Here is a 15732-nt window from a genome sequence, read left to right on the forward strand (position 1 = left end):
GGGATGGGCTAATCGAACAGTATAACCGGCCTGCCTAAAGCCTTACCTTTTCTTAAATCGTCTAATGCTTCGTGTATTCTATCTAGTCCCCCCCTGTACACTGTTATTACCGGCTTTACTTTTCCCTGTGATAGTAGCCTAAGGCTCTCGGATATGTCATACCTAGTGAAAGCCAGGGACGCGATAACCCACCTCTCCGTGAGACCCCACTCGATTACCGGTAGACAGAGGTTACCCGGGGGGTAACCTAGCAGTACGAGTTTTCCACCCTTTCGTAGAGAGTAAAATGCTTGTTCATACGTTTTAATATCCGTAGGCACTAACTGCAACGCGACGTCCACTCCCCCCGTTAACTCGAGGATCCTCTTAACCGGGTCTTCTTTACTCGTATTCACAACGTGGTCGGCTCCTACTTCCAGTGCTTTCTTCAGCTTTACCTCGCTTCTACCAAGCCCTATTACCGTGCAACCCTTAGCTTTCGCTACTTGTATCGCATTGAACCCTAGAGATCCGATGCCCCATACGGCGACGACGTCGCCCTCCTTCGCGCCTGCTACTCTCAGGCCTTTGAAGGGGGTCGCTATAGCGTCCGTTGCAGCTGGAGCGTATTCCCAGGGGACGTTTTCGGGTATCGGAAGGACATGTGAAGCCTTCGCGACAACGTACTCGGCGTAACCGCCGTATACATGCCTTCCCGTCTCGACTAGGTTATCACATAGCTGTTCATCCCCTCGAGTGCAGTATTTGCACTTTCCACACGTGTACCACAGCCACGACAAAACCACGCGGTCACCTGGCTTGGCTGTTCTAACCCCCTCACCGGTACTTACGATCTCTCCCGCGATTTCGTGTCCCAGCACAGTAGGCATTAATGGTGGAGGGGGGAATTCCCCGTCGATTGTTGCAAGATCGGTGTGACAGACCCCTACCGCCTTCACCTTAATTAATACTTCATCGTATTTAGGCTCAGGGAACTCTACTTCCTTTATAACAAGAGGTTCTTTCGGCTTAACGAAAAAAGCTACTCTACCCCTTACCATCACACCACCTTTCACTTTGTAATAACCAGTTACAAGGATTTAATTTGGATATAGAACTGGTTCGAATACTCATTTAAATTAATACTAGTGATGCAATACATAAATAGGTGACACCTTGAAAGTAGTAGACACGCATGTGCATCTCGGTCCTTGTCGTATTTTTGGGTTACGGGTAACGGAGCAGGACATTATAGACTACCTAAATCGGTACAACGTCGTAGCAGCGATCGTCCAGCCGTTTCCCGGCTCACCGGATCCCATTTCAACCCACAACGAGATATATAACTTAAGCCAGAAATTTAAAGGAAGGATCTTTGGATTAGCTAGTATGAACCCGTTTCTCGACGAGGAACTCGTTAGAAGAGAGCTCGGAAGAGCTCTCGGCGAGCTCGGATTCGTAGGAGTGAAGCTACACACCGCGGGACACGCTATCTCGCCTACGAACCCTAGAGCTGACATGCTGTTCAAGATTGCAGGCAAGTACAAGGTACCGGTAATGATACATACGGGGCCGGGGCCCTTCTCAGACCCGATGTTAGCGGCCAGCAAGGCCGAAGAATACCCGGACGTGAAGATCATCCTAGCACATGCAGGTTTCGGTATATATGCAAATGGGGCTCTATTTATGGCTAAGAAGTACGATAACGTCTACCTAGAATTATCATGGAACCACGTGTTCGACATAGCCGCGTTTACTAGCGTGGTTCCTGATAAGGTCCTATTCGGGACAGACCTCGTGGAAAACATCCCAGTGGAGTACGCTAAACTGGAGGGATTAAGGCTACCAGAGAGTATCAAGGAAAAGCTACTGTATTTAAACGCTAAGAAAGTATTCAACTTACCGGTATAACAGTACAGCGCACAACAAAGTATTTTAGGCGAGCAGAGCACAGTTGAAAAAGGGTATCTCTATGATATCCGGGACTGAGTGGATAGTGATAGTGATACTTATCATCGCGCTACTCATTTTCGGCCCCTCGAAGATTCCCGAGCTAGCCAGGGCCATAGGCAGGGCTAGACGTGAATACGAGAAAGCAGCTAAGGGGGAAGAGGCTGAAAAAGATGAAGAGAAAATCATTGCCCTAGCGCGGGAACTGGGGATCGACACGAAGGGAAAATCGATGGATGAAATCCTAGACGAAATTAAAAAAGTGGCTGGTAAATCCCGTAAAGGAACGTAATACGCGGTAAAGTAATTAATAGTTCGAGTAGACTAGGAATGTATTACTGCGTATCTTAGGCGATACTTTGGCTGAAGAATCCCTTCTCAAGTACTATGAAAGGCACATTAAGGAGCTCACGAAGAGGCTTCGGAGAGTTTTCGTTACTTGGTTCGTATCGATCTTACTGTTCATATCTTTTCCCGCATCTGTTTTAAATTTAGAAACATTTCTCTCGGGAGAATACGTCCCTCTGGCGGTCTTTATAGTTGAGAGGGTGTCTAACTACGTCTTGCAATCTTCACTTTTATCAAACGCACGGGTAGTGTTCATCGCGGAGCGCCTAAATGTTGGGTTTGAGCTCTGGTTCCTCTCCGCTTTCGTACTTTCATTGCTCGTAGCGATTCCCGTGCTCCTATTCGAGATATGGAGGTTTATCGAGCCAGGATTATATGAGCACGAGAAAAAGGCGTTTAAAAAAGCATTCGTGCCGATCGTGGGGAGCTTTATGGGAGGATGTCTTTTCGGATACTTCATACTAGTTCCCATTATTTTGCGAGCTTTCCTAGCAATCATGTCGTGGTTTAACATACAACCAATGGTGAGCTACATGGACTTCATAGCATTTATTCTATCTACGGTAGTTTTCTCAGGAATATTCATGGTGACCCCGTTTATCATATACGTACTTATATCCGTAGGGCTGATCCCGGTCGAGCCCTTCATCAAGTACAGGGCACCAATCTATGTAGCTATATACGTTATAGCAGCAATAATAACTCCTGACGGCGGATCCATGGGTAGCGCAATACTAGCTATCCCCATCATAGTACTCTTCGAAATAGTCATTCAACTAGCTAAGAGGAAGGCGAGCGAGAAGGGTAGAAGTTGCTGTAGGCAGTGATGTCTTCAATAAAACTTGTTTTAAAATACATTTATTAGCAGATTAGCATATTCTACTACTCCGAGTTATTCTACATTATTGGGGATAGAATTGGGTAATGAGAAGGATAAAAAGTTCGATCCTTCGAGAAGACAGTTCATAACTACTATTGGAACGGCTATCGTGGCGATCGGAATAGGCTACGCTATAGGGTACTTAACTAAGCCCGCTGAGGTCGTTGAAAAAGCCATAGAGAGAACCGTTACCGTAACGCGTACCGTCACCGCCACGGGCACTCCTACACCAACACCAACAACCCCCATCCCTGGACTAAGTGAAGTAGCTGTAAGGGCCATTAATGGAGTTAAAGACCTAATAGAGCGTGGTGTTGTTCCCAGAGGCGCAACTCTTAGAATCCTGCACGTGTCTGGATCCAAAGCACAGCTTGAAAAGGCGATTGAACTTTGGAGTAAATACGTTCCAGAAATCAAGGTCGAGTTAGTTACCATGGGCACGGAGCCGGATGTCTACTCTAAGTCTATGAGCGAGGCCGTGACGAAGACCGGACAATACGACATTATAACAATATTTAGCACGTGGCTGGGTGATACCGTAGAGGCGGGCCTCGCAAAAGACATAACGGAGTATTTCAATAAGTACGATCCAGGCTACGTGGGCGCTTGCGCACCCATCGAACCACTTGGTTCATACACTACTCTCTACAAAGGACGGAGATATGCTTTAACCCTAGACTCGGACGTATTTACCTTAACGTATAGGAAGGACTTAATAAATGATCCGAAGTACAAGGAGGAGTTCAGATCGATTTACGGATACGACTTAAAGGTTCCTGACACGTGGGAGGAGGTAATTGACATAGCAAGGTTCTTCACAGAAAAGCGCTTAACGTCGCCTTCCGGCGGAAGAGTGTGGGGAGCATACTTCTACGTAGAGCCGGCATTTGCAGCCTACATCACGTTCACTAACATATTCCTAGAAGCCGGTGGAATATACTTCGACCTCGAAACAATGGATCCTAAAATAGACTCTCCCGAGGGGAGGTACGCATTCGACATACTGTTAAAGCTTAAGCCGTACATGCCACCCGAAGCTATTTCGGCCTCGTGGGCAGACCTGTATGACAAGTTCATAAAGGGAGAGAGCGTGCTCACCGCGGCGTGGCCGTCGCTAACCAAGATGGCCATATCATCACCAGACTCCGTGGTAAGGGACAAGACGGGGACCGCACTAATGCCTGGTGTAAGACTGGAAATTGGCGGGAAGCCGACGATCGTGCGCGCTGCACCAAACCCCGTTAACTGGGTTGGAATAGTCAATAGCTACGGAAAATACCCGGAGGCAGCATACCTGTTCCTTCAGTTCATGACAGCCCCCGACATCGGCTTAGAGGTTATACTGAGTGGCGTGATCTTAGACCTCTTCCGCCTATGCTGGTTCACCGACCCGGCTTACAGGGGTAAGTCCATACAAGGATATGGAGAGGAATTCGTTGACGCCTACATGGAGGCGCTGAAGATATCGTACCCAGATTTCATCATTAGAGGAGGACCTGAATACGCAGGGAAGCTGACAACGGCTGTGAACGCCGTTGTATCGGGCACGATGGATCCTGAGACCGCGTTAAGCAGTGTCGCGGCAGAATGGGACTCCATAACGAAGAGGTATGGGGTATCCGAGCAGCTCGAAGCGTGGAGGGCATTAGCCAAACTATTCCCAGACCCCGTTCAACAAGCGTGGAAAGCTAAGGGGTATATAAAATAGCGCATTTCCCATAAAACAAGTTTTATTTGCATTTTTTTACTTATCTTTCGTCTTCTTCCTTAGAAGAAAGTATAGGTGATGCTTATTGCCCGAGAACCCGCCTAAATCAATTAAAGTACTGTCATCGTTGCCGCTCAACTTGCTACTGAACGGTGTACTAATAGTTCCGTTCATTATAATGATATACTTGGCCTTCTTGAAGTGGTCACCACTAATGGGCATGAACTGGTGGGAAGCACCGTTTTACGGTTTACAGAACTTCGCTAGGGCGGTTTCTGATGCAAGATTTCTAAGCGCACTAGGTAGGACTGCACTATTTGTTGCAGTATCAGTGCCGCTGGAATTCGTTCTTGGATTAACGCTGGCGTATTTCATGCAAAGGGAATTCGTAGGTAAAAAATACACAGTTTCCCTGTTAATTTATCCATTAATGTTACCACCGGTCGTTGTTGCCACCGTATTCTACCTATTCTTCCAACCATACGGACCCGTTAACAACATCTTCTTAAAATACCTAGTTGGTGAAAAAGCGCTCGACATCTACTGGTTCCTTGATCGAAACCTCGCCTTCATAACGATAATAATAGCTGAGATATGGCAGTGGACACCATTCATGTTTTTAATTCTATATTCAGGGCTCTCCGCAGTCCCGAAAAGGCTGGTTGAAGCCGCCGAGGTTCTCGGCGCTAGTGAGTGGAAGATTTTTTGGAAAATTAGACTACCATTAATCAAGCAACTGATAACAATAGCGATTATATTACGCTGCCTGGAGGCATTTAAGGTATTCGATTACATATACGTCATGACGGGTGGAGGTCCCGGCACGGCTACTGAAAGCATCTCACTATACATTTACAGGCTGGCGATCATGTACTCTGACATATCCTACGCGGCTGCGGTGTCGTTGATCGTGCTAGCAATAATATTCGCCGTTTCACGAATTGCGATTAAATTCCTTCTCGAGAGGAGGTGATGGGCGTGGGCGCGTCATCCACTTTATCAAAAATAGTAATGATCTGCATTCTACTGATCTTCGTGGTCTGGACCGTTATACCGGTAATGTGGATAGTATCGCTATCCTTCAAGCCGTATGTGGAATGGAGAACTCCATCCCTACTCCCTAGAAAACCCACAATTGAAAACTATTTAACGCTCTTCTCTCCCCAATCCGTGGCGGTGTTCATAGCGTATACAGCCATATTAGAACCGATTGCAGGCCCGCTGGCTAACAGCCTCATAGTCGCAGCAGTTGCCACGGTCATCGCTGTTATTATAGGCTTCTTCACCGCGTACGGTGCTAGCCGTTACAATACGCCAGGCCCATTCACGCTCTTCTTCACATTAATGACGAGAATGCTGCCCCCCGCTACGTTTCTAACCCCTCTCATGGTATACTTTACCACGCTACACCTACTTGATAACCTAGCGGGTTTGATCCTGCTGTACTCCGCGACAACGGTGACCTATGCCATATGGATCCTGAAAGGATACATTGACGCGTTACCAATTGAATGGGAAGAGGCTGCATTACTAGAAGGTGCAAAACCAACCGAGGTACTGTGGAAGGTGGTTATTCCGTTGATAAGGCCAGGACTGGTTGTTTCAGGGTTGTTTATATTCTTAATGGCATGGACAGAGCTACTCTTCGCCCTCGTCTTAACCAGCGTTAAGGCCGTTACGTTACCGGTTCAAGTGAGTAAATACGTTACAGCGGTGGGGGCTCTCTGGGGCGTTCAAGCCGCTGCCGCTTTACTAGGTTCAATAATCCCCGTGATTATAGGTTATATGATACAGAAGCACCTCATAACTGGTTTTACTTTCGGGCTGGTGAGAGCGTGATGAGGAACGTCATGGTCAAGGTGGAAAACGTTACTAAGAGATTCGAAAACGTGGTGGCCGTCGATAAAGTGTCCTTTGAAGTTTACAAAGGAGAGCTGTTTAGCCTTCTCGGCCCAAGCGGTTGTGGAAAAACAACGACACTGAGAATTATTGCAGGGTTAGAAAAACCCGATGAAGGAAGGGTCTACATAGACGGGGTAGACGTAACGGGCAGGCCCGCCAGGGAAAGAGAGGTTTGCCTAGTGTTCCAGGAATATGCGGTCTTCCCACACATGAGTGTATACGACAACATCGCGTTCGGTTTAACAAATAGGAAAATACCCAAAGCCGAAATATATGAGAAAGTAAAAGAAGTTGCTGATCTGCTCGACCTGACTAATTACCTTTCTTTCAAAGGCGGCAAGCTTGGACTAAGCGAGCAGCAGAGAGTGGCCATAGCGAGATGTCTCGTGGTAAAACCCAAGGTTCTCCTACTAGATGAGCCACTTACATTAGCGGATGCTAAGATAAAAGAAAAAATGAGGAGGGAGCTCAAAAAGCTCTTAAAAGACCTTGAACTAACGGTAATCTTCGTTACCCATGACCAGCTTGAGGCCTTGATGATATCAGACAGAGTAGCTATTATGAGGAAGGGTAAAATAGTACAGATAGGCTCGCCAGGCGAGGTCTACGATAACCCCATTAACCTATTCGTCGCGACGTTTGTAGGTAGTCCAACCATTAACCTTCTCGAAGGCGTACTAGAAGTAAGCGATAGGGAGTTAGTGTTCAAAACCGACACGAGAACCCATGTACTAGCAACCAACATTGACGTAAGCCGGTTGAAGGACCTATCCGGGCTAGAGGTGATAGTAGGATTTAGGCCCGAAGACGCGGAAATCGCTACAGATGGAACCGTTAAGGGGACAATAGATATAGTGGAGATCTCGGAAGATAGGAAAGTAATACACGTTGACGTAGATAACATGAAAATAAGGGTTTTCGGAGATCTTTTTGCGAGCTATCAGGAGGGAGGCCCTGTAAATATCAAGATCAATCCATTTAAGCTGTTCGTATTCGACAAGAAAACCGGGAACAGAATTCTATGAGGGGTGCCGCCCGTGGGTTACCTGTTCATTGAGAACATCAGCAAGAAGATTGGCGACAAGCTTGTTCTACGCAGTGTAAATGCATCGCTTAATAAAGGCGAAGTGCTGGCAATAACCGGGTCGCCGGGATCAGGCAAAACAACTTTACTTAAAATCGTGGCGGGACTGGTGCCCCCGACGACGGGAAAGATCTACCTGGAGGGAAAGGACATAACCCACGTTCCTCCTCACGAGAGAGGCTTTTCGATGGTGTTCGAGATCCCTCCAGTATACCCCGATAGAACGGGGTTTGAGAACATAGCATTCCCGTTAAGGCTGAAAAAGCTTGACGAAGAAGAGATCAAGAGTAGGGTACACGCCGTTGCAGATTTGCTGGGAATAAAGCACATCTTAGATAGGAAACCGCACACTTATAGTGGTGGAGAATACCAAAGAGTGGCTATAGCCAGAGCGCTAATTACAGAACCCAAGTTACTACTACTAGATGAGCCCTTCAAAACCCTTGACGCGAAAATAAGAGAAGCCATGATCGGCTGGATAAAAGGACTTCACAAAAGAATAGGAATAACCGTGATTTACGCGACACACGACCCACTAGAGGCTCTCTCGGTGGGAAACAAGGTAATGGTCTTACTCAATGGAGTTCAAAAACAGCTTTCCGACCCGCTTGAACTGCTCAGGAGGCCTACCGACTTGGAAGTCGACGAGTATATATCAATCCCGGCTCTGAACGTTTCAAGGGGTGTACTATACGCTTGTATGGATGGGGAAGCAGTGGTCTCACTGAATGGTTTAAAATTGAACGTCATACCGGGGCCGCGCGACTGCGAACCAGGTAGGGACGTCATCGTTGCGATCAGGCCGCAGGACATAGCCATAAGCAGTGCTGGCGGAACTAGCGCCTTAAAGGGAAAGGTGATCACTGTGAACTACATGGGCAGAAACCAGCTTATCGCGTTGGAGGTTAACGGAGTCAATTTTAGAGTGGTAGTTGATAAAAGCCTTAACGTGACGGCAGGCCAGCAACTATACTTACTGTTCAAGCCCGATAAGATAAGGCTTTACGATGCCCAGACTTTAAAGCTCCTCACGTAGGTGTGATGCATTGAGACTGGTAACTTACATGGTTTGGCCCAGCCTTGAACCACGGTATGGGCTCCTCGCCGGAGAGGGTAAGATAGTAGACCTCCAGAAGCTCTTAGAAGTCGTGCTAGTGGAAAAATACGACTTTACGCGAGAAAATTCACGTTCATTTGTAAGGTCAGTCCTTGATGGGGGAAGCCGCTTAGTCATTCAAAGGATCTCCTTTCTAAGAGAACTAGTAAACAATGCCGTTAAGGGGCTCAACATGGATGATCAGGAGCTGGTGAAGGAAGGGCTCATAAAATACGTTGACGAAGTTAAATTCCTCCCGCCGGTATTTGACCCCCTCAAGGTAATAGGCATTGGGCAGAACTTCGAAGAGTATAGAATAATGCTTAAATACCCAAAACCTGAAGTACCCCTGTTCTTCTTCAAGCCATCAAATACCTTGATCGGCCACAAGGACGTCGTCATAATACCCAGAGGTGGGAAGTGGCCGGGGACCGCTTCACGCATCGTATTTCACGAATACGAGTTAGCGATTATAATCGGCAAGAGGGCTAAAAACGTGGAGAAGGAGAAGGCGTTTAACTACGTATACGGCTTTACTATTTTCAGCGATATAACAGCACACGATATAGAGATGATACAACCTGGGTTCGTGCTATACCAACAAAGGGCCAAGGCATTTGACACGTTCTCACCGATGGGACCGTGGATAGTGACAATGGATGAAATACGCGAGAAGGGGATTAACGTATACAACTTGAAAATGGCGCGAAAACGCAATGGAATCGTAGAAGGCGAGTCGAACACGAAGAACATGGTTTACAAAATAGAGGAAATAATAGAGTTCCTTAGCGAAATAATGACCCTTGAACCCGGTGATGTGATCTCCCTGGGGAGCCCCCCGGCTGGGCCGCCTCAAGGGTTGCAACCGGGAGATGTTATAGAGGCCGAGATAGAACATATAGGCTCGTTAGTGAACTACGTTAAATAGCAAATCTAGGAAAGTCCTTCAAGGATCCATAACTGTTTACGATTATGAGCGCCTACCTCGTTCTTTCCCATTAGCCTTTAATCTTCCTCATGAAATTATCGTTCTGCGCCATGACGAATAACGTGCTTCCTGGGTGTAATGTGGTATCGGGAGTTGCGGGTACAAGCTCTTTCCCGTTAAAGATCATGATGGGGTACGCGCCCTCTTCCTGCAGGTTGAGTTCTTCTATTTTCATGTTAGTAGCCAGGTCCTCCTCTTTCACTGTAACCGCGTAGAGCTTGTACTCCGCTACCGGTAAATCGACGTACTTCTTCGCGGTAGTTATGGACGAAACTATTTGTTTTACCACACCGGCTGTTATAGCGGGTTTAACCACCGGTATACCTAGCTTAAGGTTGCTCACGACCCCCGCTACATTTTCGTCCCTGAAAATACCTATCCTAATGGGTACGTTATGTAACTTTGCAATGGCAAGTACCAAAAAGTTCACTTCATCCTTGCTCGTTGAGGCGATAACTATCGTTATTTCGCGGAGGTTTATATTACCGTATATTGAGGTGTCAGCGGCGTCCCCTTCTATTACGTAAACGTCTCCCAGTCTTTCAAGCACATACCTGCGTCCAGGGTCGTTCTCTATCACTATGACCTCCTCAACTAGCTCTCTGATCGAGGGATCTCTCAACAAGATCTCGGCAGTTGAGCCACCACCAGCTATTAAGAGCTTTAATTTAGCCAACGGTGTCACCATCAGTATACCGATTATATTGAAAGACCAGGTAAAATATATGCAAGTAAGTGGAAACGAGGCGAGCGCTCAGAGTACGTTGAAACTACGAGTAGTAAGCCGTTACCACAGTTCACCGGGAAACCTATACGCGTTAAGGTGGATCCCCGGACCACGTGACGTATCCCCGTAGGTCGAAAAATGTTATTTCATCAACGTATACCTGAATCCACATTCCGTAGTCGAGCTTCCCGCAATAGCTTTTCTTGATCACCACCGGGATATAATTGTCGAGTCTCGCGATCCACGTATTCGTCTTTTCCGTGATGAAGCCCTTTACTAGCTTGTAGAGGTATCCTTTTCTGACCCTTAGCCCAACATCCACAACGACTTCGAGGGCCTTTCGGAGCCTTTCCTTTTTGATATTCGTGTTTATTTGAGGCATTGATGCTGCTAGCGTGAACGGCCTAATGCTGTAACCGGCTAGGTGTACGCGTTCAAATTCGAGTTCCCGCATCACTTTTAGAGTTTCTTCGAAGTCCTCCTCGTCCTCGCCCGGATACCCCACGATGATGTCCGTGGCTATGCTTACACCAGGGATTTTCTTCTTTATTTCCTTCACAATACTCCTGTACTCGTCCACGGTGTACTTCCTACCCATTAACCTTAAGATCCTGTCACTGCCAGACTGCAACGGTATGTGGAGGAACTTAAATAGATTCTCGGAGTTTTTAACAACGTCTACCAGTTCATCTAGCATGTACTTCAAGTGCTCCGGGTTTATCATCCCTATCCTGATCATGTAGTTGCCTTCCAGCCCCTCTACAATTCTTCTTAGTAATTCCGGTAACGCCCTTTTTCTATACAAGTCGATTCCGTACACGCCGAGGTCCATGCCCGTGAGCTCTATTTCGACTGCCCCGCTTTCAACGGCCTTTTTAACAGCTGAAAAAACGGCTTCAATGCTATGACTAATCAGCTCCCTTCTCGCGTGCCTTGCTATACAAAAGTTACAGTTGCTTAGACAACCTTCCTGCACGGGTATGGGAACTACGCTTCTGCCACCACACACCCCAATAAGGTCCCGCGTGCGTCTACCTTCCAGCAGTAAAACCCTATCACGGGCTTCAACGGCCATGTAAGCTTTATCGGAATTCTGCGGCGAAATGAGCGAGGCCTCGGGCGCTATTAAGCTAATTGTATATGGCTGTATCTTGGCCATGCACCCGGCCACAACTAGCTTCTTGCCACTCTTGACGCAAAGCCCTCTTAGCTGTTTAATTCTACTTAGCATCTTGTACTCCGTGTCGAGCCTTACAGTACAGGTATTGATTATGATTGCATCTGCCTCGTCAGGAGTGCTAACTAGTTTATGCCCTCTACTCTCCAAGCTGTTGATCATCAAAGCCTCGTCACTCTTATTAAGCGCGCATCCGTAAGTCTCGATGTAAACTTTTAATGGCATCGTGGTAAGCCCTTGAAGCACGCATACCGATTAACCTAGCTGTGTCTTATATAATAGTCCCTATTTACCTTAAGATTCAGGTAGGCTACGTCGAGAGTGACCTCGTTGAAGAAAATACACGACTACACGTACGAAGAGCTACTGGAAAGGGCATTTATAAGGCTCGCAGGTAGGCGCGGTAGCGGAGAGGTGTTTGAAGTACCCAAGGCTAGCGTACTAGTTATTGGTGGCAAGACAATAATACAGAATTTTAGGGATATTGCACAATTGCTGAACAGAGAAGAAGAGTTGCTAAAGAGGTACTTCATGAAGGAGCTCAACGTGCCCGGATCCGTTAATGAGGCCGGGCAACTGGAGCTTCGCGGAAAATTCAGCGCGATCGCAATAAACCAGCTACTGGAGAGGTTCACCCAAAAATACGTGAAGTGCGCTACGTGCGGGTCTTTCCACACGAAACTGGCTAAGAGGGGAAAGATCTTCACGTTAAAGTGCGAGGCCTGCGGCGCCGAGACAACCTTTCAGGCATTTTAAAGTGGTTGGAATGTCCAGGGAAGTGTACGTAAAGGTCCACGTGGTCGGGCCCGAGATCATTGTTGCTGCGTGTGACAAGGAGCTTCTAGGCTCCGTTGTAAAGGACCCTTCTAGAAAAATACACCTTTACGTAGACCCTGCTTTCTTCGGGGGCGAGCTTAAAGACATAAATGCCTTCCTCGAAATACTCAGTAAAGCGAGTAGCGCAAACCTCGTCGGTAAGGACGTCGTGGAGGCCGCTATTCAAGCAAGGTTAGTGCACAATGATGCAGTGTTAAACGTCAACGGCGTATTAATAGCCTTCTTTACTAGGTTCTGAGCATGTGGTTTTGCGTGAAGTGCGGTAAAAGAGTCCCGAAAGAGGAGCTAATAAGGGGCTACTGCATTGATTGCTTTACCCGTAACATCGGTCTCCTGGAGCGTGTACCCGAGATAAAGTTAACGGTGTGTCCCAAGTGCGGTTCTTGGCTTTATCAAGGCGAGTGGAATTTGCCACTACCAGAAAGCGAGATCTTGGAGAGCGTGACGAGGCACGAGCTTAGAAAGTACCTGGTTAAGGACGCCGAATTGCAAGCGCTACGCGTAAGTAACTTGGAATACGTGAGCTTTAATACTGTGAAATTTAACGTAGTATTAAACGTACTCGTTAACGGCAGGTCATTGAGTTTAGACCACGAGCTGACGGCTAGAATTTCGCGTAAGCAGTGCCCGCGCTGCGTTGCAAGGTCTACTGGCAAGTACAACTACCTAGTTCAGATCAGGTTTACCGAGAAAGACCTACCCGGCGAACTACTGAGAGGGGTCCTCTCCGCTGTTCTCGCACATGTCGATCGCGACGGGCTAATAAACGCGAGAGAGGTCCCCGAAGGAGTTGACTTAGAGCTCGACGACATTTCCACCGTTAAGAAAATACTTGATGTTCTTCATAAGAAGTACGCTGCACGCATAAACACCTCATTTAGAGCTACGAGGTACGATGCGCATCAAGGTAGGTGGATCGGCGTGACAACGTACGTTGCTAGGATACCCGTCTTCAGCGAGAATGGCATAGTTACGTATAGAGGTAGAATAGGGCTAGTCAAGTTCATGAACCCTGGCAAGCTCATTTTATGGTTTCCGTCCACCGACTTGTACGAGGAAATCGATATTAAAGAGTACTGGAGAGGTCTTCTTAAGCCCGCTAGTAGAATAGAGAGAGAGGTTTACACCGTAAAGGACATTAATGGGGACATGGCACTGCTCGAAAACACGTCAACAGGTGACGTTAAGCGGGTTAAGCTAAAGGGGTGGCTTAAAAACCTAAAACCAGGTGATACAGTAAACTTGGTCAAGGTAGATGGGCTTGAAACGTTTACGCCAAGGTCTTAGGGTGATTTGTTGAAAAAGAAGAAAGAACCCGTTGAAGAAAAACCATCCGAAATACCGTTACCGAACCCCCAGGAAGCAACGATTATATGTGGGGTGATCAAGCACCTCGGGGGAGATTACATACTAGTTAAGTGTTTAGACGGGCTTGACAGGAAGGCCAGGATACCCGGAAAATTCCGTAAAAAAGTGTGGATCATGGAAGGAGACATAGTACTCCTGGGTTTGTGGAGTCCAGGTTCAGATAAGGGCGACGTAATACACAAGTACAGTAAAGGTGAAATCAACAAACTAGTCGAGCAGGGAGTTGTGCCGAGAGAGTTCATTAACGCCATTAGTGGACTGGTATGAGGCTAGATGAAATAGACCGGTTGATTAAGGAGAAGACGAAGTATTGGGAAGAACGAATTAAGGACAGGGACCTCTTCGAAGTAGTGGATGAGGTTTTTGACAGCTTTACCCTGATGACTATTATCGAACTACACAGGAGGGGCGTGCTTAGGAAAATAAATGGAGTTATAAGCTCAGGCAAGGAGTCTCGGGTATACTTAGGCTACGATAAGTTAGGTAACACCGTAGCCATTAAGATATTCCTAACTACTACGGCGGAGTTTAGAAAAAGCATACGCAAGTACATCATAGGTGATCCCAGGTTCGAACAACTAAAGTCCAGGAGCTTGAGGTCTTTAATACTTGCCTGGGCCCGTAAAGAGTATAGAAACCTCACGAGAATGCACGAAGCGGGCGTCAAGGTCCCAAAACCCATAGCCTGCCTAAACAACGTCCTCGTGATGGAGTTTCTCGGAGAGAACCGTGTACGCTACCCGTTACTTATAGAAGTCTTCAAGGAGCTTACAGAAGAAGAACTGTACTCGATATATAAGCTGGTCGTGGCGGAGGTGGAAAAAATAACTTGCAGTGCAAAGCTGGTACACGGCGATCTTTCGGAGTACAACATTATGGTGAAACCCAACCTGGACATAGCGATAATCGACGTGAGCCAGGCAATCGACATAAATCACCCTAGTGCGTTTGAATTCCTAAAACGAGACGTGGAGAACATTTATAGGTTTTTTACCAAAGAAGCTAAACTTGAAGTTGGGGATTTACAGGCAATCCTAAACAAGGTGATTCCGTGTCTGGAGAGGAAAAAGGCCGCTTAATAATGGGTGTAACAAGAATCTATGAAAAAATTCCCGTGGAGCGTATAGGAGTTCTACTTGGCAGTAATGGGGCTGTTAAAAGGGAAATTGAAGAAAAAACTAAGACCATCGTATCGATCGACCCCGGCACCGGGGCCGTAATAATAGAACCCGCATTCCCGAACACCACTGCGTTAGAGCTTATTAAAGCGCAGAACGTTGTCCGGGCAGTAGGCTACGGCTTCAGCCCAGAGAGGGCTTTCAGGTTGCTGGAGGACGACCAGATACTGGAAGTCGTCGACGTGAGGCAGTACGTCAGCAACAAGCCCAATCATCTGAGGAGAGTACTCGGTAGAATAATAGGCGAGGAGGGAAAGACGCGGAGGATACTCGAAGAACTTACCGGTACGTATATATCGGTTTACGAGCCTTATGTCGCCATAATAGGCGACTACGAAACTGCCAGCATAGTTAAACGTGCAGTTGAAATGTTAATAGAGGGCAGGATGCATTCAACGGTATATAAATACGTAGATCGCGAGATGTTTTCGCTGAGAAGGAGGAGAATGACAGAGTTGTGGAGACGTAAAGAGCTTTAAGAGCACTAAGAGCACAATGTACTTCAGCTCA

18 protein-coding genes are annotated in these 15732 nt (G+C 47.1%); 15 read left to right on the top strand and 3 right to left on the bottom strand.

Annotated elements, in window-relative coordinates; genetic code table 11:
• Positions 1-8: 8 nt before the first annotated feature.
• Positions 9-1040, bottom strand: coding sequence for an alcohol dehydrogenase catalytic domain-containing protein (locus QXU03_04825; GenBank protein MEM2171062.1), 1032 nt, complete (start codon positions 1038-1040; stop codon positions 9-11).
• A gap of 115 nt (positions 1041-1155) precedes the next feature.
• Here QXU03_04825 and QXU03_04830 point away from each other — a divergent pair, with 115 nt between their 5' ends.
• The 9 genes from QXU03_04830 (at position 1156) to QXU03_04870 (ending at position 9875) form a co-directional block, all read left to right on the top strand.
• Positions 1156-1890, top strand: a complete 735-nt coding sequence (locus QXU03_04830) for an amidohydrolase family protein (GenBank protein MEM2171063.1) — start codon at positions 1156-1158, stop codon at positions 1888-1890.
• Between the two features lie 61 nt (positions 1891-1951).
• Positions 1952-2221, top strand: a complete 270-nt coding sequence (locus QXU03_04835; GenBank protein ID MEM2171064.1) for a twin-arginine translocase TatA/TatE family subunit — start codon at positions 1952-1954, stop codon at positions 2219-2221.
• 67 nt (positions 2222-2288) lie between these two features.
• The gene (locus tag QXU03_04840) at positions 2289-3104 is read left to right on the top strand and encodes a twin-arginine translocase subunit TatC (GenBank protein ID MEM2171065.1); all 816 of its coding nucleotides are present in this window, start codon (positions 2289-2291) and stop codon (positions 3102-3104) included.
• A gap of 90 nt (positions 3105-3194) precedes the next feature.
• Entirely contained in the window at positions 3195-4865 is a 1671-nt protein-coding gene (locus QXU03_04845; protein MEM2171066.1) for an extracellular solute-binding protein, read from the top strand.
• 85 nt (positions 4866-4950) lie between these two features.
• Complete coding sequence (locus QXU03_04850; GenBank protein MEM2171067.1) at positions 4951-5838, top strand: sugar ABC transporter permease; 888 nt, start codon at positions 4951-4953, stop codon at positions 5836-5838.
• A gap of 5 nt (positions 5839-5843) precedes the next feature.
• Positions 5844-6704 (top strand): carbohydrate ABC transporter permease, encoded by an 861-nt coding sequence (locus QXU03_04855; protein MEM2171068.1) that lies wholly within the window; start codon positions 5844-5846, stop codon positions 6702-6704.
• Positions 6704-7792, top strand: a complete 1089-nt coding sequence (locus tag QXU03_04860) for an ABC transporter ATP-binding protein (protein ID MEM2171069.1) — start codon at positions 6704-6706, stop codon at positions 7790-7792. The genes QXU03_04855 and QXU03_04860 overlap by 1 nt, the downstream gene beginning before the upstream one ends.
• 12 nt (positions 7793-7804) lie before the next feature.
• A complete protein-coding gene (locus tag QXU03_04865) occupies positions 7805-8887 on the top strand; it encodes an ABC transporter ATP-binding protein (GenBank protein MEM2171070.1) in 1083 nt (360 codons plus the stop codon).
• A gap of 10 nt (positions 8888-8897) precedes the next feature.
• Positions 8898-9875, top strand: coding sequence for a fumarylacetoacetate hydrolase family protein (locus tag QXU03_04870; protein ID MEM2171071.1), 978 nt, complete (start codon positions 8898-8900; stop codon positions 9873-9875).
• A 70-nt stretch (positions 9876-9945) separates the two neighbouring features.
• Here the strand turns inward: QXU03_04870 and QXU03_04875 are convergent, their stop codons facing one another.
• Positions 9946-10611, bottom strand: a complete 666-nt coding sequence (locus QXU03_04875) for an NAD-binding protein (GenBank protein MEM2171072.1) — start codon at positions 10609-10611, stop codon at positions 9946-9948.
• A gap of 142 nt (positions 10612-10753) precedes the next feature.
• Entirely contained in the window at positions 10754-12085 is a 1332-nt protein-coding gene (locus tag QXU03_04880; GenBank protein ID MEM2171073.1) for a tRNA (N(6)-L-threonylcarbamoyladenosine(37)-C(2))-methylthiotransferase, read from the bottom strand.
• A 75-nt stretch (positions 12086-12160) separates the two neighbouring features.
• Here QXU03_04880 and QXU03_04885 point away from each other — a divergent pair, with 75 nt between their 5' ends.
• Genes QXU03_04885 through QXU03_04910 form a run of 6 tightly spaced genes read left to right on the top strand, consistent with a single transcriptional unit; the run spans position 12161 to position 15701 of the window.
• Positions 12161-12595 carry a translation initiation factor IF-2 subunit beta gene (locus QXU03_04885; protein ID MEM2171074.1) on the top strand — a complete coding sequence of 145 codons (435 nt, stop codon included), beginning with the start codon at positions 12161-12163 and terminating at the stop codon, positions 12593-12595.
• Positions 12596-12605: 10 nt separating this feature from the next.
• Entirely contained in the window at positions 12606-12914 is a 309-nt protein-coding gene (locus tag QXU03_04890; GenBank protein ID MEM2171075.1) for a DUF424 family protein, read from the top strand.
• A 2-nt stretch (positions 12915-12916) separates the two neighbouring features.
• Positions 12917-13963, top strand: a complete 1047-nt coding sequence (locus QXU03_04895) for a 60S ribosomal export protein NMD3 (protein ID MEM2171076.1) — start codon at positions 12917-12919, stop codon at positions 13961-13963.
• A 6-nt stretch (positions 13964-13969) separates the two neighbouring features.
• Positions 13970-14311: a translation initiation factor aIF-1A gene (locus tag QXU03_04900; protein MEM2171077.1), complete on the top strand. Its 342-nt coding sequence runs from the start codon at positions 13970-13972 to the stop codon at positions 14309-14311.
• Positions 14308-15123 carry a serine protein kinase RIO gene (locus QXU03_04905; GenBank protein MEM2171078.1) on the top strand — a complete coding sequence of 272 codons (816 nt, stop codon included), beginning with the start codon at positions 14308-14310 and terminating at the stop codon, positions 15121-15123. The genes QXU03_04900 and QXU03_04905 overlap by 4 nt, the downstream gene beginning before the upstream one ends.
• Positions 15096-15701, top strand: coding sequence for a KH domain-containing protein (locus tag QXU03_04910; GenBank protein ID MEM2171079.1), 606 nt, complete (start codon positions 15096-15098; stop codon positions 15699-15701). Before QXU03_04905 ends, QXU03_04910 begins: the two co-directional genes overlap by 28 nt.
• The last annotated feature ends 31 nt before the right edge of the window (positions 15702-15732 follow it).

It is taken from the genome of Desulfurococcaceae archaeon (assembly GCA_038845865.1).
Taxonomy (GTDB): domain Archaea; phylum Thermoproteota; class Thermoprotei_A; order Sulfolobales; family Desulfurococcaceae; genus UBA285.